The organism is Alteromonas sp. D210916BOD_24 (genome assembly GCF_047159385.1).
Classification (GTDB): Bacteria; Pseudomonadota; Gammaproteobacteria; order Enterobacterales; family Alteromonadaceae; genus Alteromonas.
Genome location: NZ_AP038333.1, coordinates 1,205,425 through 1,225,223 on the forward strand (window position 1 = coordinate 1,205,425; position 19,799 = coordinate 1,225,223).

The 19,799-nt window shown below is 45.3% G+C and carries 16 protein-coding genes; 10 read left to right on the plus strand and 6 right to left on the minus strand.

Annotation, left to right across the window (positions count from 1 at the left end; genetic code table 11):
• Positions 1–60 precede the first annotated feature (60 nt).
• Positions 61–501, minus strand: a complete 441-nt coding sequence (locus tag ACMCM8_RS05245; protein WP_412727622.1) for an acyl-CoA thioesterase — start codon at positions 499–501, stop codon at positions 61–63.
• Positions 502–601: 100 nt separating this feature from the next.
• Positions 602–1,333, minus strand: a complete 732-nt coding sequence (locus ACMCM8_RS05250) for an FFLEELY motif protein (RefSeq protein WP_412727624.1) — start codon at positions 1,331–1,333, stop codon at positions 602–604.
• A gap of 278 nt (positions 1,334–1,611) precedes the next feature.
• On the opposite strand from ACMCM8_RS05250, the gene ACMCM8_RS05255 reads away from it, so the two are divergent.
• The 3 genes from ACMCM8_RS05255 to ACMCM8_RS05265 all read left to right on the plus strand — a co-directional run bounded on the left by ACMCM8_RS05255 (position 1,612) and on the right by ACMCM8_RS05265 (position 3,654).
• The gene (locus tag ACMCM8_RS05255; protein WP_412726160.1) at positions 1,612–2,160 is read left to right on the plus strand and encodes an elongation factor P hydroxylase; all 549 of its coding nucleotides are present in this window, start codon (positions 1,612–1,614) and stop codon (positions 2,158–2,160) included.
• A complete protein-coding gene (locus ACMCM8_RS05260; RefSeq protein ID WP_412726162.1) occupies positions 2,157–3,287 on the plus strand; it encodes an ATP-NAD kinase family protein in 1,131 nt (376 codons plus the stop codon). The genes ACMCM8_RS05255 and ACMCM8_RS05260 overlap by 4 nt, the downstream gene beginning before the upstream one ends.
• A 70-nt stretch (positions 3,288–3,357) precedes the next feature.
• On the plus strand, positions 3,358–3,654 hold the full coding sequence (locus tag ACMCM8_RS05265; RefSeq protein WP_412726164.1) for a YfcL family protein: 297 nt from the start codon (positions 3,358–3,360) through the stop codon (positions 3,652–3,654).
• 268 nt (positions 3,655–3,922) lie between these two features.
• Here the strand turns inward: ACMCM8_RS05265 and ACMCM8_RS05270 are convergent, their stop codons facing one another.
• Positions 3,923–4,267 carry a carboxymuconolactone decarboxylase family protein gene (locus ACMCM8_RS05270; RefSeq protein ID WP_412726166.1) on the minus strand — a complete coding sequence of 115 codons (345 nt, stop codon included), beginning with the start codon at positions 4,265–4,267 and terminating at the stop codon, positions 3,923–3,925.
• A 285-nt stretch (positions 4,268–4,552) separates the two neighbouring features.
• Here ACMCM8_RS05270 and ACMCM8_RS05275 point away from each other — a divergent pair, with 285 nt between their 5' ends.
• The gene (locus ACMCM8_RS05275) at positions 4,553–8,608 is read left to right on the plus strand and encodes a hybrid sensor histidine kinase/response regulator (protein WP_412726168.1); all 4,056 of its coding nucleotides are present in this window, start codon (positions 4,553–4,555) and stop codon (positions 8,606–8,608) included.
• A 144-nt stretch (positions 8,609–8,752) separates the two neighbouring features.
• The gene (locus tag ACMCM8_RS05280) at positions 8,753–10,060 is read left to right on the plus strand and encodes a short-chain fatty acid transporter (RefSeq protein ID WP_412726170.1); all 1,308 of its coding nucleotides are present in this window, start codon (positions 8,753–8,755) and stop codon (positions 10,058–10,060) included.
• A gap of 72 nt (positions 10,061–10,132) precedes the next feature.
• Here ACMCM8_RS05280 and ACMCM8_RS05285 read toward each other — a convergent pair whose 3' ends face one another.
• The gene (locus ACMCM8_RS05285; protein ID WP_412726172.1) at positions 10,133–11,617 is read right to left on the minus strand and encodes an ATP-binding cassette domain-containing protein; all 1,485 of its coding nucleotides are present in this window, start codon (positions 11,615–11,617) and stop codon (positions 10,133–10,135) included.
• A gap of 364 nt (positions 11,618–11,981) precedes the next feature.
• Here ACMCM8_RS05285 and ACMCM8_RS05290 point away from each other — a divergent pair, with 364 nt between their 5' ends.
• From ACMCM8_RS05290 to ACMCM8_RS05300, 3 genes are read left to right on the plus strand one after another with little or no spacing between them, the layout of a single operon-like run.
• Complete coding sequence (locus tag ACMCM8_RS05290) at positions 11,982–12,641, plus strand: FlgO family outer membrane protein (protein ID WP_412726174.1); 660 nt, start codon at positions 11,982–11,984, stop codon at positions 12,639–12,641.
• A 4-nt stretch (positions 12,642–12,645) separates the two neighbouring features.
• A complete protein-coding gene (locus tag ACMCM8_RS05295) occupies positions 12,646–13,404 on the plus strand; it encodes a FlgO family outer membrane protein (protein ID WP_412726176.1) in 759 nt (252 codons plus the stop codon).
• A gap of 28 nt (positions 13,405–13,432) precedes the next feature.
• Positions 13,433–14,185: a FlgO family outer membrane protein gene (locus tag ACMCM8_RS05300; RefSeq protein WP_412726178.1), complete on the plus strand. Its 753-nt coding sequence runs from the start codon at positions 13,433–13,435 to the stop codon at positions 14,183–14,185.
• A 157-nt stretch (positions 14,186–14,342) separates the two neighbouring features.
• Here ACMCM8_RS05300 and mnmC read toward each other — a convergent pair whose 3' ends face one another.
• The gene (mnmC, locus tag ACMCM8_RS05305; protein ID WP_412726180.1) at positions 14,343–16,382 is read right to left on the minus strand and encodes a bifunctional tRNA (5-methylaminomethyl-2-thiouridine)(34)-methyltransferase MnmD/FAD-dependent 5-carboxymethylaminomethyl-2-thiouridine(34) oxidoreductase MnmC; all 2,040 of its coding nucleotides are present in this window, start codon (positions 16,380–16,382) and stop codon (positions 14,343–14,345) included.
• 291 nt (positions 16,383–16,673) lie between these two features.
• Between mnmC and fabB the strand changes: the two genes are divergently transcribed.
• Positions 16,674–17,888, plus strand: coding sequence for a beta-ketoacyl-ACP synthase I (gene fabB, locus ACMCM8_RS05310; RefSeq protein WP_412726182.1), 1,215 nt, complete (start codon positions 16,674–16,676; stop codon positions 17,886–17,888).
• A 347-nt stretch (positions 17,889–18,235) separates the two neighbouring features.
• Here the strand turns inward: fabB and ACMCM8_RS05315 are convergent, their stop codons facing one another.
• Positions 18,236–18,916 (minus strand): Crp/Fnr family transcriptional regulator, encoded by a 681-nt coding sequence (locus tag ACMCM8_RS05315; protein WP_412726184.1) that lies wholly within the window; start codon positions 18,914–18,916, stop codon positions 18,236–18,238.
• A 102-nt stretch (positions 18,917–19,018) separates the two neighbouring features.
• Here ACMCM8_RS05315 and ACMCM8_RS05320 point away from each other — a divergent pair, with 102 nt between their 5' ends.
• Complete coding sequence (locus ACMCM8_RS05320) at positions 19,019–19,774, plus strand: class II aldolase/adducin family protein (protein ID WP_412726186.1); 756 nt, start codon at positions 19,019–19,021, stop codon at positions 19,772–19,774.
• The last annotated feature ends 25 nt before the right edge of the window (positions 19,775–19,799 follow it).

Below are 19,799 nucleotides of genomic sequence, written 5' to 3' on the forward strand. Positions count from 1 at the left end.
TAAGCTAGTGAGCAACAGGCCATAGTGCTTCGTTGATCATCAAATTAAAAGCACTTCACGTTACGAAGTGCTTTTTTGTGTCGTGATACATGCTTCGCCATAGACGTCGATAAAGCGCGCAGGCATACGTTTGGGCGCACCACTGTCTAAACTCACGCAGACAAAAGTGGTTAATGCATCAAAGACTACCTTGTTGCGTTTCGGACAGATGAACTGAAATTGGCGTTTCAGGGTTAACTTGCTGTCACAGTCAATTATCCACGTGGCACAATGCAACGTGTCGCCCAAATGACTGGGCAAATGATAGTTCAGTTCGTGGCGCTTGATGACCATACCTCGGTTGAGCGATTGGTAGTCGGCAAAAGTCAGGCCTAGCGCATTAGAATGGGCCCATGCCAGATTTTCTAACTGGCTGAGATAAGCCACGTTGTTAACATGCTCATAGTGATCGATATGTGTCTGGTCAATCTGCCAATGTAATATATACGGATTAGCATACATCCAAGGGAGTGTGTGTGCGTTCAAACCCTATCCTTTACTTGTGTGTGTTCGTGCTAACTGAGCGGAATCGGTAAGGATTCACAATCTCAAGAGGTCATTGTCAAAACAGACCCTGCTCCAAATGAACTTTGGGGAGCGGATTGTCTTGGGGTAAGACCAAATCTTCAGCAAATAACGCCTGCATTAAGGTTTTTTCTCTATTTAACACAGGGTGAATAAAACTCTGTACGTCGCCGATGGCCTTAAACGCATTAAACCCACGTTCCAAAAACTCGTGTAGCGCAAGAAGACCAGCCATTTTTGCAGGTCGACGGGAAAGGGATATTAACATACCAATTCCGCGTACTTTAATGACTTCAGCTAGCTGGTCGCCCAAGTGTGAAATTATATCGATTTGATGTGCTCTGTCTTCACTTCGGCCGACACTGCGATAGGCTTCTGCGTAATTATCTCGGTCAATATCACTATCGGGGTAATGCTGCGTTAAGTATTGCGCCATTGCCATATCCAGGTCGAAAGACAACGCATTCAAAGACAGCGCGTCATTCATCGCATTCATCGCCTTATCCGGCAACACTTTCGCTAATTTGGGAATAACTCGGACTAAATCGGCGTCTCGTTGACTGAAGTCCTTGGGGCCGTACAACTCTTCGACAAAGAATGCCATCGCCTTTTGATAGCGCTGTTGCTTCGCTAAATCATCGTGAGAAATTAGCAAGCGCGCACATTGCCAGTATTGAAGCTGATGGATCTTCGGCATTAAACCGAGTTGCCCGGCAAGATCACGAAGGGCGTTGACGCGATAAATGTGTTGTATGATGTTTTGGGACAAAGGCTTACTCCACCCCGTTGTTATCACAAGCGGGTTTTTGTTGTTATGCCCTACATTGGTATTACTAGAGCACATATAACGCCTTTACAGGCAACTATCGTTTGATTTCAGTTTGGGTGAAAATCAAATTAAACGATGGGTATAGAGACGCTGTAAACCTAGATTGACCTAAGTGGCGCCTGCTTTCAAGTGAGAGCGATGGGTTTTCCTGATATACTCCCCTTTAATTCAATTAATTGCATGAAAATACAATTGTTCCAAACGCAATGAAAAGCCTTATGCACCAACACAGCAGCACACCGCCTTTGTCGGAGTTTGACAACGACGTTCCTACGCTAATTGCCTTATTTAACCGCACGTTTGAAGATTTTAATACCCGTCTGGTATTAGGTGAGGATGAGCCGATTTACTTGCCTGCTGGGCATGCATGTGAGTATCACCAAATCGTCTTTGCACATGGTTTTTTTGCAAGTGCACTTCACGAGATTGCCCATTGGTGTATCGCGGGTGAACAACGCAGACTGTTGGAGGATTATGGATATTGGTATTGCCCAGATGGACGTAACGAGCAGCAACAATCCGATTTTGAAAAAGTAGAGGTAAAACCTCAGGCCATTGAGTGGGCCTTCACAGAAGCTGCGGGTAGAAAGTTTCAGGTGAGTACTGATAACCTAAATGGCGCAGAGCCGGACAGGGTTGGTTTCACGCAAAACGTAAAGGCGCAGTTGGAATACTTCCAAGCCAACGGGTTCCCTCCGCGCGCGGCACGTTTTATTGCTGCGTTAAGAGATACTTTCCAGCATTCAGATGGACAAAGTGCAGCATGAAACAATCCATTTTTCGACTTGGGGTCATAGTGAACCCTTATGCAGGGATCGGTGGGGCGTTGGCATTAAAAGGCAGCGATGGTGCACAAATTCGCGCCAAAGCACTGGCTATGGGGGCAGAGAAAAAAGCCAATGAGAAAATGGCCAAGGCCCTTAGCATATTAACTGCGCTTTCGGGTCAATTTACGGTGCTAACCGCCCATGGTGAAATGGGGGCTTCTGTATGTGAATCACTGGGCATACCTTTTGATGTTATCTACACTCCCGAGACAGCGCAAACCGAAGGTCATGATTCAGAGCAGGCCGCAAAAGCCATGGTTGCAGCTAATGTCGATTTGCTGTTGTTTGCGGGTGGAGACGGTACCGCGCGCAATATTTGCAATACAGTAGGCAGTCGCATTCCTGTATTGGGAGTACCAGCGGGATGTAAAATCCATTCTGGGGTTTACTGTGTATCTCCTTCGGCAGCAGGACAAGTGGTTAGCCAGATGATCTCAGGAGAGCTGGTTAGCGAAATGGACGCTGAAGTGCGGGATATTGATGAAGACGCATTTCGGCAAGGCAAAGTGATAGCCAAGCATTTTGGTGAGATGCGAGTGCCTGCTGAATTGTCGTATATACAAGCCGTGAAAATGGGGGGAAGGGAAGACGAAGCCCTCGTATTGGACGACATAGCAGCTCACATTAGCGAGCTAATGGACGAGGAACCGGAAACCTATTTTGTAATGGGCTCAGGCTCTACTGTCGGCGCCATCATGGACTACCTTGGACTAGCCAATACACTTCTCGGCGTGGATGTAGTTTATCAGGGTAAATTGGTTAAAAGCGATGTCACGGCCGCTGAGCTTATCGCCCTGACACAAGACAAACCGTGTAAGGTAGTGTTGACGGTTATTGGGGGACAAGGCCACATACTAGGTCGGGGTAATCAGCAGTTAAGTCCTACATTTATCAGGCAAATTGGCAAACAAAATATGCTTGTGGTTGCCACTAAACAGAAGTTAAAAGCCCTCGAAGGTAAACCGCTTCGTTTGGATTCAGGAGATAGCGATCTTGATACGTCATTGGCCGGCGCATTCACCGTTATTACCGGTTACAGAGACAAGGTGTTATATCACGCCATATAGTTCTGACTCTCGCAGGATTTATCAACAAACTAGAAGCCATCATTTTATTAATTTTAAAAAGGAGAAATTAGTGTTACCACCAGCCGCCGCACCTCAACATGTCGTAAACGCGATTACTACAATCGAGAATGCCTTAGATGATGTTGTCAATCACGGCAGTGACGATGAGCTATTTATTGCCAGTTATTTACAGGGGCATTTTGCTGTTGAAGCGCGCCAGTTGGAAATGGAAGAAGAGGCTTCGTTAGCCATGTTAGACGAAAAAATTAAAGACAGTTTACATCGCGCATTTACCAACAAAGAATTAGAAAGTGACGATGCTGAACAGGTCAAAGCGCTATGGGATCGACTTTTCGCCAAGGCGTAATGTGAATAAAGACCACCAATGCCTATGTTTTCTTGGCATTGGTGATTCACTAATAGAGAGGTTTGGGTTAAGCCCTAAAACCAAAGTATCTATTAGAGCGTGTTGACCTTTGCTGTGCATTTTTGCAGCGGTCGTCATGAAAGCCTTTTACTCTTTGTTACAGCCCTTTAACTTAGCCCTGCTTTTTGGTCATTGAGTCTTCAGGTCTGTTTCGCGAATAAACAGCTTCCATTTAGACTAAAATTCGTACACCAAAGATCAACAAGCTCTAGTCAGCGCTGAATTCGTCAAAAGCGCGCAAGGCATCCGCGGCATACATAAATGACGGGCCTCCGCCCATATATACCGACATACCACACACTTCCTCAATTTCTTCACGGGTCGCACCCAGTGCGACTAGTGCCTTGGCGTGAAAGCCTATACATCCATCACAGCGTGTAGCGATGCCTATAGCTAATGCAATAAACTCTTTGGTTTTTTTATCGAGCGCGCCATCTGCAGTGGCCGCTTTTGCCATTTGTGAAAACCCTTTCATTACTTCCGGTACACCTTTTTTTACTTCCGCAAGATAAGGGCTTAAGTCTTCTGTAATACTTTTGTATGATTTAGCCATGAAATACTCCAGTTAGGTACATTAAATTAGGGACTTATGTATTTAGCATATATGATTGGCAAGAATCACGCATGATTTAGATCAAAATTGGCGCTTTAGTCGAGTAGATCTCGTTTTTTAGATAATCTAAAGTTACTTGTTATCCATGGGAAACTGTTCCCACTATAAGAATAATCTTTGCTGTATATGACAAACTTCCGGACGCTACTTTCTCGCCTGTTCATGTGGGCTTTGATTTCGATCACTTTAGCATCGTCAGCGAATGCTAATGAGACGACCGAGCTAATGAATGAATATTCTGTTAAACGACTGACAGCCGAAGATGGTTTTGTGTCGTCAGAAATCTATTCCATTATTCAAGATAAACAGGGATTGCTGTGGTTTGGTACGGCTGAAAACGGAATAATGCGCCACGACGGTAGAAAAGTGACGTTGTTTGAGTTTGATAGCACCACGCCTAATGGTCTTTCGCACAATGACGCCGGTAACTTAATGCTGGACAGAAATGGCAATATCTGGATTGGAACCTGGGGTGGAGGAGCAAATTTATATCGTCCCGAAAGTGGCACTTTTGAAACCTTTATTCACGATCCAAAACGATCTGATTCACTCTCTTCAAATCGCATTCAGTCACTGTTACACGACCGTAATGGCGACATTTGGTTGGGCAGTTACGATCAAGGCCTCAATCGTTACCTCGGTAATGACCAGTTCGAAAGAATTCAAAAAGAGGAGGACAACGGGAAAAGCCTTTCTCACAATCGCATTTGGGATATTGAAGACAATGACGCCAACAGTTTATGGATAGCGACCAGCTTTGGGTTGAATTTGTATGATAAAAATACCCACACCGCGATTCATTATTTTCCCGATCCGTTAAACCAGACTGATACTGGTGCCAATGAAATTCGCAGTATTTTAGTTGCTTCAGATGATCGATTCTATGTAGCCACTCAAGAGGGGCCTTTTCTCTTTGAACCTGATACTGGCAAGTTTACTCAACTAAAAACCACTGATGGAAAGCGTTTAGGCCAAGTGAATTCGATGTTAGAGGATCACGAGGGCTACTTGTGGTTTGTTACGACCAATGGTGTTTATCGCCAATCTCAGGCAGGTGGCCAAATTGATAAGCTCGACTTTGGCTACAACAATGGCCTGCGTATTATTTTTGAAGATCATACTCATACCAAGTGGGTTACCAGTGAAGTACACGGTATTTTCAAGCTTATCCCCCGCCAACAGGTAAAGCTCATTAACAACAAAGCGCTTATTGCACCGAACGGTATTAGCACCGACAGCAAAGGTGACGTGCTAATCGTGTCTTCCTTATCTGCAGTGTACAAATGGCGAGTAGATAAGCAACAGTTAGAGACGTTATCAGGTCCCGTTTTTACCGGTGATCACGAGCAGCCGAGCAAAGGCAAAATTGAAAGACCGATTATACTTGCTGACAGTCATGGCGTGTTGTGGATTGCTCAAGATGATCGCTTGGCAAAATTTGACCCTACCACGGGTATTGTTGAACCTATTGAATACCCAAGAACCGAGCAAAATTACCGTCAGTTTAGAGAGTTTAGATCGCTGGGCTTAGACGACGCTGATAATTTGTGGATCGGTACATACAAAAATGGTGTTTACCTCTACAACGACAAAGAGCAGCGCTTTCAACATCTAAATCAAAATGCTGGGCTTTCACACCCTGAAGTCCACGATATCTTTAAAGATAAACACGGAAACATGTGGGTAGGTACCGGAAAAGGTGTGAACCTATGGGACAAAGAGACGGAAAAGTTCACCTCGTTTACCAGCGATATATATCAGCCGATGAGTTTACTTGGCAATATTGTTCAAGATATTCATCAAAGTGCTAAAGGCGATATATGGATAGCAACGCAAAAAGGGCTGAACCTTTACGTTAGCGAAAAGAATGGCTTTCGTCATTTTAGCGAAGACAATGGTCTTCCCACCTCGTTAATTAGGGGAATTGCCGATGGCGAAAATGATAATTTATGGCTAACCACTAACAAGGGGATTTACTTATTTAATCCCAGCAACGGCGAAACCATTAACTATCAGGACAACCCTGCCGAAGAAGGCAAAAACTATTACGCCAGTAGCTTACTCAGAGCGGCTGACAACACGCTATTTTCAAGTAGTCAACGGGGCATTGAATATTTCAGTTATTCTGAAAGTCAGCAAGCGCCCATTGAATCTAATATTGTATTGACCGGATTTAGCAAAATGGGCCGGGATGAAAAGCTGGAAAAGCCTTACGCGTATGTGAGTGATATTTATTTGTCATACCTTGATTACTTTTTCACATTAGAGTTTTCGCTTCTTGATTTCGCCGCTCCCCATAAGTCTCAATATGCCTATAAACTAGAGGGTTACGATGATCACTGGATTGACATTGGTAACCGAAACTCGGTGTCTTTCACCAATCTGGATGGAGGAGACTATCGCCTTCTTGTGAGAGCAAAGAATAGTATTGGACAGTGGGGAGAACAGCAACTCGGTGTCAATGTTCACGTATCAACGCCGCCTTGGAAAACCTGGTGGGCATACACGTTTTACGTGGTTTTTGGAATGGCTTTGATATTTCTTGCTATTTACTTACGTACCCATTTGCAACAAACAGAAATAACGAAACAAAAACAGTTTGTAATGGCACTTGAACAGCAAGTTTCAGAAAAAACCGCCTCTCTTAAAGCTCAGGCGCAAGACTTAACTAATGCACTTGTGAAAGCAGAAGAAGCCACACAATTGAAGTCAGAGTTCCTTGCCAACATGAGTCATGAAATTAGAACGCCAATGAATGGGGTGATTGGCATGTTGGAACTGCTTAAGAATAGCGGTTTGACGACAGAACAAGCTCAACGGGTGGATATTGCCAGTATCAGTGCTAACTCATTGTTGAATCTGATCAACGACATTTTAGATTTCTCAAAGATTGAAGCGGGTCAGTTGCAACTGGAGTATATTGATTTTGATTTGCGTGGCTTGATTGAAAAACTTACGCAATCAGTAGCCCTAGCAGCCCAAATAAAGGGCTTAGAGGTGGTACTCGATTTAACCGCTATACCAGTGTCTGCGGTGAATTCAGACCCGAACCGCATACAGCAAATTCTGACGAATCTATTAAGTAACGCAATAAAGTTCACTGATCGCGGTGAATTAAAAGTCACTGCGAGCTTATCTCAAGGGAAGTGCGACGCAGAGTATGTATTTACCTGCGCAATAATTGACACTGGTATTGGCATACCAGAACAAAAAATCCCCTCTCTTTTTGATGCATTTACTCAGGTCGACGCATCAACTACCCGTCGTTATGGTGGTACCGGGTTGGGACTGAGTATCACCAAAAAGCTCTGTCAATTACTCGATGGAGATATACAAGTCACTAGTAATTTGGGGAAAGGCAGTTGCTTTGAGTTTTCCTGTGTTGTTAAAACGTGTTCAGACGCTGTCGATATTGCTCCTTCACAACTTTCCAGACCAATTCATTGTTTGTTGGTGGATGACAATAAATCTACTCTCATGGCATTGGAGAAACAGCTTAAAGCGTGGGGTATACAAGTCTCAACTGCGAAAACCGCTGAAAAAGCGTTGCAACTATGCGCATCTCACCAGTTGTCAGAGGACAAAACGAGCATTGACTTGGCTTTAATAGACAACCTCATGCCTAACATGGATGGTGAAGCGTTGGTGAGAGCCATTCGGGACAATGCGCAATATGACGGCATTCGGTTAGTCATGATGACACAACTCAATGATATTGTTGATGTAGATCACTACCGGAAATTAGGTGTACACACGAGCTACCCGAAACCGATCACCACAAGTGATCTACTCAGTGTTATTGAACTTGCGGATAAAGATGAACCCAATGATGGAGTTGCACAGGCGTTGCCTATGCATGCAGCAGAAGCTTCAAGTACGCCAGCATGGCCTGAAAATACGCGCATTTTGCTAGTGGAAGATAATGCAATTAATCAGGTCGTAGCCACCAGTATACTTGACACCATAGGACTGGGAGCAGAAGTTGCTGAAAACGGTGTGCAAGCATTGGATATACTGCGTAGCCACAGTGAAGACAATGTATTCACATTAATAATAATGGATTGTCAAATGCCTGAAATGGACGGCTATGAAGCTACCAAGCAAATACGAAATGGTGCGGCGGGTAGCGCTTATCGGGATATCCCGATTGTCGCGATGACGGCCAATGCCATGCAGGGCGATAGAGAAAAGTGCCTCAACGCAGGTATGAATGACTTTTTAACTAAGCCAATTGACCAAAATAAAGTGATCGAGGTACTCAGTCACTGGTTGTCACAATAAAAGGGTGACAACCATTCTTTCGCGAATTTAATTCGTCGACTTCATCGCAGGTTACAGCCACAGCCAAACGCTGTGGCACCGTGCTGCACTAAACAAGAAAATGCGTTAATATGCAACATGTTATTAACATCTTGCAGGTAATTCATGCTCAATCGTGCGACACAACCTTTTATCAAACTCGTCGAGCGCTATCTTCCCGACCCCTATATTTTTGTTTTACTGCTCACACTGGTGACCTTTGCCGCAGCGGTTTTGGTCGAGCAACAACCCGTTCAAACGGTAATCACAATGTGGGGCGAAGGCTTTTGGGGATTACTAACCTTTTCAATGCAAATGTTACTCGTACTTATGACGGGGTTTATGTTGGCGAGTACGCCCTTAATACGCGTATTACTTGCCCGTTTAGCCAATTTGGCCCATACGCCAGGCAGGGCTATTGTTTTGGTAACTCTGGTGTCGCTAATTGCCAGTTGGCTAAACTGGGGCTTTGGGCTGGTAGTAGGGGCATTGTTTGCAAAAGCATTAGCCCGTAATGTGGCTGTTGACTACCGTTTATTAGTGGCAAGCGCCTATTCTGGTTTTATTGTCTGGCATGGGGGACTGGCAGGTTCAGTACCATTGACCATTGCTACTCCAGGCCATTTTTCAGAGTCTCAAATAGGTCTGATTTCAACTAATGACACTATTTTTAGTGCGTTCAACTTGATTTTACTTGGCATACTTTTCGTGGTGGTTCCCTTAGTTAACCGTTTCTTGCTTCCCCCGAACGAAGAGAGCATCGTCGTCGATAAGGCTGCATTACGTGACGCCCCTCCACCTGAAAACCACAGTACCCGTCCCGCTGACAAGCTTGAAAACAGCGCGCTTTTAGCATTTTTAGTAGGAGCTGCCGGTATCGCTTATCTTATACAGTATTTTATGCAAGGCGGTGGTCTTAACCTCAATATTGTCAACACACTGTTTTTGTTCTTGGCCATCATCCTTCACGGCACACCAAAAAACTTGCTACATGCTTTACAACAAGCTGTTCAAGGCGGAAGCGGTATTATCATTCAGTTTCCGTTTTATGCGGGGATAATGGCGGTTATGGTGCAATCAGGATTGGCACAGTCGATGTCTCAATGGTTAATTAGCTTTGCAACTGCTGAATCGCTGCCAGTATGGAGTTTTATCAGTGCGGGACTGGTCAATATTTTTGTGCCTTCCGGGGGCGGACAATGGGCGGTGCAAGCACCTGTCGTCTTGCCCGCAGCCATAGAATTGGGGGCACAGGTTAATCGTGTGGCCATGGCTGTAGCGTGGGGCGATGCGTGGACAAATTTGATCCAACCGTTCTGGGCGTTACCAGTACTTGCTATCGCGGGGTTAAAAGCAAAGGACATTATGGGCTTTTGCCTGATTCAACTTATAGTCACAGGGGTAATCATCGCCTTAGTACTGCGGTATGTTTAGCGCGCAGTCTTTTGTAAAACTAGGTTGTATTGCCTATAGATATTCGCCTTAATTTGGGGAGTAGCCGCTACCTCAGCCTTGATAGTCACACATGTCAAGTCGGTGTTGAATAGAGGGGACGTGATCACTTTGATTATGGGTGACATACAAAATGGTCGTGCTGCCACTTTGGGCAAGCATGTCAATTAACTTAAGTACTTTGTGGCGATTAAAATCATCAAGTCCGTTGCAAGGCTCATCCAGAATCAACACGGTAGGGTGTTTAACCATAGCTCGGGCAATAAGGGCAAGTCGTTGATCGCCAAATGATAGCGATAGAAAAGGTACGTCGGCCTTTTCTTCCAGTCCTAACAATTGCAGCCACTGCAAAGCGCAGTGGCGTTCTTCTTGCGCGGGTCGGACGTAAAGGCCGATGCTGTCGTGAAAGCCCGACAAAATGACATTTATCAAGCTGGTATTGGTTTTATATTGCATATGCAGTGCATTGGACATGATCCCAAAGTGTTTCTTTATGTCCCAGATACTCTCTCCGGAGCCTCGCGCGATGCCAAACAAGGTGAGATCATTGGTATAGCAGTGCGCATTGTCACCGGTGAACATCTGTAATAAACAGGTTTTTCCTGAACCATTTGGACCACTAATTTGCCAATGTTGGTTGCGTGTTAGCGTGAAGTTCAGCCCTTTAAATATTGTTCTGTCGTCGTATTTCACCTGTCCATTAATGAGTTGGATTAACACTTCATTTGACGCTTTTTCTAAGTGTTGTGGAGCCTGTTGTTGGTGTAGCGACGTAGTCGGCGGTAGGGTAACGTCAGCTTGACCAAGGGCAAACCAGGTACTTAAATGACTGCGTATTGCTTGGTAATCGAGACGTTCCTGAGATTGCCATGCGATGGTAAGGTCGTCCATCACTACCAGTTTAGCGTTCAGTCCAAGTGGAATATCAGAGAGTTTGTTCGCGGTCGTCACCACGATGGCCTGCTGTTGATTGACAAGAAAATGACTGAACGCTTTGACAGACTGAGCATCCAGCCCCTCAAAAGGCTCATCAAGTAATATGACTGATGCGTGACTTAACCATGCCATCAAAATGATAACTTTGCGCGTTTCACCAGTGGATAACGACAAAAAGTGACTGTCTAAAAGATGATTAAGCGTCAGAGCCTGAGACAACTCACTAAACAAAGGGTGATGTTCATACTCAGGATTCGCACGTTTGAGTAATTCGTGAACCCTTGTGGGTGTAGCAATTACATCTAAAATATCTGCGCTGTCTTTTTTCTTTTCCTGCTCGATTAGCGCATGCTGCGTAAAGACAGAAATTTCTGATACTAGGACATCGCAATGTCTCTGGCCTGAGATTGATTTGCCATTCGCTGCCAAAGCCCTTAGCAAAACAGACTTCCCTGTGTGGTTTTTACCCGCAATAAGATAGTGGCAGTGGGAGTCTATCGAAAGAGTGAACGGGGGACTGGTAAACTGGTGAGAAAGCGCAAGTTGGAATTCTGAAAGAGACAGCATCAGTGGATTGGTGTTTACGGGGAATAATGAATTCATTGTGAGTATTTTTTTAACGATGTCAATCAAAGGGGCTGTTGTTCTTCACTGTAAAAATGCATAGAAAAGTTCAACAACCGCTCTCAACAACTACCTTCAACATTCGCTAAATACGCGGCAGTCTTTCGAAGGAAAAGAGGCAACTTGTTTCCGCTTTTGCCTCATATTGATAAGCGCATATTAAGCTAAAAGCAGGATTTCTGCTCTCTACCGGCCTTGTAACTCTGCTATGTTAGTCGATTGGTTCGAATTTTGCAGGGATTCTACAAAGCGAAGCAAAAAATTGACTCCTACGTCTGTCGCGATAGTCAATAATGCTTCTCGATAGCGTATATTAAGAACTGTGAAATACTGGAAAATGACAATGATTAGCCTTCCTAAAATAACCCGGCGAGCTATTAAAACCTCGGCCTTTGGCAAGGTCATAGGCGTGGTAATCGCATGTGTCACCATTACAGGGTGCGCGGGCTTTGGCTTTGGAGGTTCAAAAGGGCAGTTAACTCAGGGGGATGCAACATCAGTTTCCACCTTGGGAAATGTCGAATATTATACCTATTTGCTCGCCAACGAGCTGTTCAATGGTGTTAGGGCTAGCCGTCAGGCACGCTATGCTGTAGTGGGGTTTGTCCCCGTTGACTCTTTGCAATATGAAGCTAATCATCAAAGTCCGCTAATGCTGCTTGGTCACCAGTTAGAGCAGGGCATGATTACAGAGGCGACAAAAAGAGGATTTTCGACTCAAGAATTTAAATTATCGAACGATATAATTGTTAGTGAACAAAGCGATCGCGTGCTTACACGAGATATCGAGAGATTATCCAGTATTGAACGCGTTGACTATTACATTACCGGTACCTTGGTTCATCAAGAGTCGGGTGCAGTTGTCAACGCTCGTATTATCGACGCTCGTAGCAAAGGTATAGTTGCCGCCGCCACGCGTTTTTTTCCCGCTGAATTGTTTTGGCAAGAAGAGCGTGTCACCACTCGAAATGGTAAGCTATACAGAACCGAAGGTATGAGGTAACTCCATGAAAATTAAAACTATCACAATGGCAATTGCCCTCATGACTACGATTATAGGTGCAAGTGGATGCTCAATGATGATGGGCGAAGATAACGCTGCGGCATCCACCCCGCGTCCAGGGATGAATGTAATAGACATTTCGGCAGAGGATCGGGCACCTACCAGTTCGCGAATGAACGAGACCAATGAAGTTCAAGGAATGGATGCCTATGGTGCTATCGGTCAGCCCCGATTATATTCAAGTGTACAAGGTGCCTACAAAGGTCGGCCATTGACCAAACATATTGGTGATTACGTCAAGAACATGACACAAGATTTAATTGCCAACATGGAATATGTCAATGACAAAACGCCTATCGGGGTAACGCATTTTGCTCTGTTAGATACCAATCTTCAAACTACTGATTTATTGGGCCGTCAGATGGCAGAGTCGTTCGTGCACGAACTGCATAAGTTTCGTGTGCCAGTTATCGACTTTAAAGCAACAGAATATATTCGCATTACGGAAGATGGCGATTTTGTGCTGAGCCGTGACTACTTGGAGCTTAGCAGTAGCTTACCCATTGAGTACGTTCTTACAGGTACTATGACTAAACACCAGGGCGGTGTATTGGTCAACGCACGTATTCTGGGTATGGAGTCACGTGCGGTAGTTGCCAGCGCTCAAATGCTCGTACCTTTCTATGTGGTAGACGCGCTTATCCCTAGTGATGGCAGTGAACAAAATGGTACGCGTGATGGGGTTAAGCTAAGTCGTGGTTAACGGTTACCCAAGCCTTGGGGCGAAAAAAATGAAAAAACGCACAATGTTGGCCCTTTTTCTATGTACATTGTCGTTGAGCGGCTGTGCCACTATGGACTCGATGAGCGCCTACTGGCTTGACGAAGAAGCCAATACGACGGATACCACTGTTAACGAGGTCGAAGCAGAGGCGTATGTGCCGTCAAGCGAGTCAGTGCGAACATACCCCAATCAGTCTACTTTTACGTATACTCCAGACTCGCGGGATAGCCAATATCACGAGGAAGAGTCTGTAGACCCGGGTTATAAAGATCCGCTTCATCAGGGTTTTTACCCTACTCAAACTCACAAGAGGCTCAATGACTATGCGTCGCAACTGGCCATGGAGTTAATGGACAATGCGACTGGTTTAACCCAGCGAGATAAGGTGGGAATTGCCAGTTTTGTGCGATTGAATACCTCACTGCAAGACAGCACAGTACTTGGAAATCAGCTGGCAGAGTACCTGATTGCTGAGCTTCAGGACTTTGGTCTGGCCATTGTCGATTTTAAGTTGGCTGGTGGCATCACCGTTACGCCAGTAGGAGATTTTGTACTTACTCGTCGAGCAAGTGCATTGGCCGAGCAGGTGGCGATGGACCATGTGGTGACAGGTACAATTATTGAGGACGAGCGCGGTGTGCGAGTTAACGCCAGAATTGTCTCGCTCACCGACAAACATGTAGTAGCCAGTGCACATGTTTATATTCCTGCTTTTATCGTAGTTGACCTCAACCACACAGCAAAAACCACTTCTTACTAGGGTCTTTAGGGTCTGTTCTGAGATTAAAGGGGTTACTTCTTAGTACAAAGGTTGCACACCAAAGATCAACAGCTTCGCGTAGTGGCACACCCCACGTGTGCCATAAAATGCCAAGGTACAGCACGCAAACCTACGATTGGTTAATGGTTAGGAGAGCTTATTCACTGCGAATGGCTTCGCGTACCATAAAACGACTGGTGTTCAGTGCATTGAGCAGGTCGTTATTAAGTGGAAGCGGCTCGTCACATAAACTGCTTATCAGAATTTCAGCCATAAGAGGGGCTGTAGTAAGTCCTCTGGAACCTAGGCAAGTCACTGTCGAAACTGCACATTTAGGTAGGGTAGCTACACTCTCTAATGGTTTTCCCAAACCTAATTCTGAAAACGTAGGTTTAAGGGTACTGAAATCATATAGTTGACCTACCAGAGGCTGGTGATCCGGCGAGCCCAGCCTTATAGCGGCCCTTGCCGTGTTATCGTGTACAAGGTTATTCATCAACGTAGTGTTTTGCAGCGCCTGACGATGGGTAGATAAATTCACTTCGCTTTCTGCATCTCGCACTTGTGTGAGCATATCGTTTTTTACATAGGTGGAACCTAAGGCATGGCGACCGTTGAGCGCAGGTGTCAGGTAACCTTTATGACAAAGTACGGTATTAAGATCAGAAAGTGGCGATTGAGTTGGTATGGCTTCAACCTGACCGCGTACCGGACGCAAAGGTAAACTGTCAAAAGCGCTGTGCTTAACGGCTTCCGCGCCAAGACAAAGAACAAGGTGATCCCCGTGGATTGCTACTTCTTTATCCGAAGTCGTAAAACTGACCTCTATAGGGGCTGCGTCATCTTCCTCCTTTATGCGATGTGCAACATAGTGGTGTTGTGCTAAAAGAGTAAGGTCACCTATACGTTGGGCTTCTTCTATCATAGCGTTAACAAGAGGCCCAGGTGCTATCCACCCTCCCAGTTCAATAAAAAGGCCGGAATTGGGCAGTTCAACATTCGCTATACGGCTTGCTGTTTCAGCGTCAATGGCTTTTACCAACTGTTCAGGCCAAACATCACTTTGTACCAGTTTCTTTTGTCGTTGTTGCGTGTTTTCATTAAAGCCCAGTTGGATCACACCACAAAAGTCGTGAGGTACAGATGGATAGCGAGCAACTAACGTTGCAAATGTTTGACGGGCGTATAAAAAACTGTGAGCCTGAAGTCGACTGGGAATACTCGCTTCACTATGCAGCTGAGGATAAAAACCGCCTTGAGGGTTACCAGAAGCGCCAGTGGCTAGAGTTTCTTTGTCAAAGCACAAAGTGGTGGGGATACCCCTTTTAGCCAGTGATAAACAGGTGACTGCTGCGCCAAGTCCAGATCCAACCACCACCACATGATGGTTTGCACTTAGTGGTACATTGTTATACCGATAATAGGGGCCGGGAGGGCGACGCAGACGATGGTTGGTTGTTGGATTTTGGGTCTCAAAAGTCCCAATTAGCATATCGCGCTTGCGGCCAAACCCCTTTGTTTTTTCCACAATAAAGCCCACATCTGCAAGCCCCCGTTTAACTATGCCCGCGGCGGTAAACGTACCAAAAGTGGTACCGCTTTTCGATAGCCTCGCCATTTGACTGAACAGGGCATCAGTCCACATGTCGGGATTTTTACTTGGGGCAAAACCATCCAAGAACCATGCATCGACAAGGCCTTCCTTAGGCGTATGCCATTGGGGTAGCAGCTCATGAATATCACCAATCCACAAATCAAGCGTGGTGGAGCAGGCTGGAAACGCGATGCGGTGACAGCCTTCTAAACCCATTGGATAGTCTTTCGTTAGCATTTGTGCTTCTACTTGTAGAGCGGGAAATGCAGACAGCGCGCGACGTAAGTCCTCCTGCGGAAGGGGAAACTTCTCAGTGCTGATGAAATAGAGCTGCTTTAATGGGTGACTGGGGTTGGCAAGACGAAATTCGTTGAATGCCCGCATGGCGACTAAGAAATTAAGGCCAGTTCCAAACCCTGTTTCGGCGATAACAAAGGAATGCTGTATACACGTTTGCCAACGTTCGGCCAACTTATTTCCCATTATAAAAACGTGCTGGGTTTCATCAATACCGCTGTCGTTAGAAAAATAAACGTCATCAAAATGGTCGGCCACAGGTGTACCGTTGTCATTAAAATGTACCCGTGCTTGTTTAGATTTCACTACTGGATGTACTCATAACCTTGAACAGCGCGTATTGTACTCGTCCTTTGGTGTAACACAAAGGTCAACATACGCTTGCTTTGGTTAGGTCGTTTCGTGCTACATTTAGTGTTTCTAAATAAAAAAGACGGTGAACCAGGTTCATTTGACGGTAAATTAAATTGCTCAAGTATCGAATTTTAGTTCACGGTACGGCCGATACCGGGCTTGTTGTCTGGAGCGTTGGGCAAAGCAGACCACTTTACCTTTCAAAATCGTTACCATAAGCCGCATCAACGCAAAGGGTAAACTATGAAAAGAGCAGTCATCACCGGTCTTGGTATTGTTTCAAGTATTGGGGTTAATAAAGAAGACGTACTTGCTTCATTGAAAGCAGGAAAATCTGGGATCACATTTTCAGAACAGTTCGCCGAAATGGGCTTGAGAAGCCAGGTTTGGGGAAACATTGATATTGATTTGAAAGACCATATCGACCGTAAAGCTATGCGTTTTATGGGCGACGCAGCGGGCTTTGCCTATGTGGCAATGCAACAAGCTATTGCCGATTCTGGTTTAGAAGAAAGCGATATTTCCAATGAACGCACCGGTATAATTGCAGGTTCAGGCGGCGCTTCATCAGAAAACCAGGTACTTTCAGCAGACATACTTCGCGAAAAAGGCGTTAAGCGCGTTGGGCCATACATGGTGCCTCGCTGCATGGCATCAACGGTTTCCGCATGTCTTGCGACGCCTTTTAAGATTAAAGGGGTTAATTATTCAATTGCTTCTGCTTGTGCAACCAGTGCGCACTGTATTGGTAATGCTCTAGAACTCATTCAATTAGGCAAGCAAGATGTGGTTTTCGCGGGTGGCGGTGAGGAACTGCATTGGTCGCTTTCCAGTCAGTTTGATGCCATGGGCGCACTAAGTTCAAAATACAATGATAACCCGGCAGTAGCATCGCGCACCTATGACGCAGCACGTGACGGTTTTGTTAGCTCTGGTGGCGGCGGCATGGTTGTTGTGGAAGAGCTTGAACATGCATTGGCACGCGGCGCTAAAATTTATGGTGAAATAGTGGGTTACGGTGCTACATCTGACGGTTATGATATGGTCGCTCCCTCAGGTGAAGGTGCGGTACGCTGTATGAAAATGGCCATGCAAAATGTTAACGGGCCTATTGATTATCTAAATACCCACGGCACGTCTACGCCTGTGGGGGACGTGAAAGAACTGGCCGCTATCCAAGAAGTATTTGGCAAGTCAGGTGTACCTATCAGTGCAACCAAATCATTGACAGGCCATGCACTAGGTGCAGCTGGGGTTAACGAAGCAATATATAGCTTACTTATGATGGAAAATAATTTTATTGCGCCATCAATTAACATCGACAACCTTGATGACGCAGCACAGGGTTTAGACATTGTTACTCAAGCACGCGATGCAGTACTTAATACAATAATGTCAAACAGCTTTGGATTCGGCGGTACAAATGCAACACTCGTTATTCAGCGTTACAACGGTTAATTAAACGCTGAGTGTAAAAAAACTACAAAGAAAAGGACATGCGTTTAATAAATGCATGCCTTTTTTTATTGGTCAAATAAAGTGGTACTGGCTAGAGCGTGTTGATCTTTGTTGTACGAATTTTGGTCTAAATGGAAGCCTTTTAATCGCGAAACAGTCCTGCAGGCCTAGTGGGCTAAGTTAAAGGGCTGTGACAAAGAGTAAAAGGCTTCCATGACGACCCCTTCGGGCAGCGCCTGTGTGCCATCTATACTGCGTTGAATGTTTTCGATTTAGGCCCACTAGACCTTCAAACATTCACCTTGTCTAGACAGCACACAGACCGCTGCAAAAATGTACAGCAAAGATCAATACGCTCTAAACAAGCTATCAGGCTCAGGGATGGTGATCTGTCCGTATCGCAATTTCACTAGCCCTTCTTTTTGTAACTCTCCAAGTAGTTGATTGACGGTTTGTCTACTACTGTTGATCATCTGTGCTAACGACTCCTGTGACAGGGATAGCGTGATAGCATTGTGGCGGGGCAGGTGTTGCCCATAACTGGTGGTTAACATTAGTAAACGTTTGACTAACTGGTGCTTCAGGCTTAACCCCGCACTTGAATCAATAAATTGAAAAGCACTGCGCACACGCGTACATAACAAGCGAGCAAAGTGAGGGTATAATTCCGGGTATTTAGCCAGTAATGCTTTAAAGGCTTTTTTCTGAATAATCGCCACAATACAGGCTGTTTCACAAAAGTTATCATGGGTACGAGGAAGGTCATCAAACATGGATATTTCACCAAACCAGGTACCTGGACCAAGTAATGCGAATAGCATTTCTCTGCCGTCAACGCCTACCGCTAATACGCGTAATCTACCTTCGCAGACACCGTAAAAGCCGACGCCTTGTTCACCTTTTGCGTGTAACTGCTGGCCGGCCTTTAAATGCTTAATGCGCATGTTGTCGAACATAGCTTCCTGCAAATAGCGTGGTAGTTCACTGAACCAGGTGGAACTGGATAGCACAGATTTGAATTTTTCCATTTAACAAATTCGTTACATTGTCGGTTATCCGACAGTGTATAGCAGTATCAGCAAGTAATGTAGGGTTTTATGCAATAACCAAAGATAGGCTTGGAGTACGATATGACTCAATCAGTAAAATCACAGGTAAGTAGTGAAGAGTGGCAAACCCGTGTCGATTTAGCCGCCTGTTACCGCGCTGTTGCGATGTATGGGTGGGATGACCTTATCTTTACCCATATTTCGGCCCGTGTACCTGGCCCAGAGCATCATTTTCTCATCAACCCTTACGGCTTAATGTTTGATGAAATCACCGCGTCCAGTCTGGTCAAAGTGGATCTTCAGGGAAATAAAGTCATGGACAGTGAATATGACATCAATCCCGCTGGCTTTACTATTCACAGTGCCGTGCATGAAGCGAGAGACGACGCAAAATGCGTGTTGCACTTACATACGGCAGAAGGCGTGGCTTTATCGGTGTTAGAGGAAGGGCTTCAGCCGTACTCCCAACAATCGCTTTTTCCACTGGCGTCCTTGTCTTATCACGCATATGAAGGCGTAGCCCTAAACCCCGAAGAGAAAGTAAGGTTAGTGCGAGATTTAGGCAACACCCAGTTTATGATCCTTCGCAACCATGGTCTGCTTACTTGTGCTGACAACATTCCCGATGCGTTTTTATTTATGTTTATTTTGCAGCGGGCGTGTGAAATTCAATTAAAAGCTCAGGCGACGGGACAAAAGTTAATTCCAATTCACTCAGCTATTTTACAGGGCATTCGAGCACAAGCGTCAGAGGTTACAAAAAACGCAGGCGGAACGCTGGCATGGCCGGGTATAAAGCGTCGTGTTGAACGACACTTTCCAGGGTTTGCGCAATAGCGTCAAGGAACAGCCTGCTGCTCTT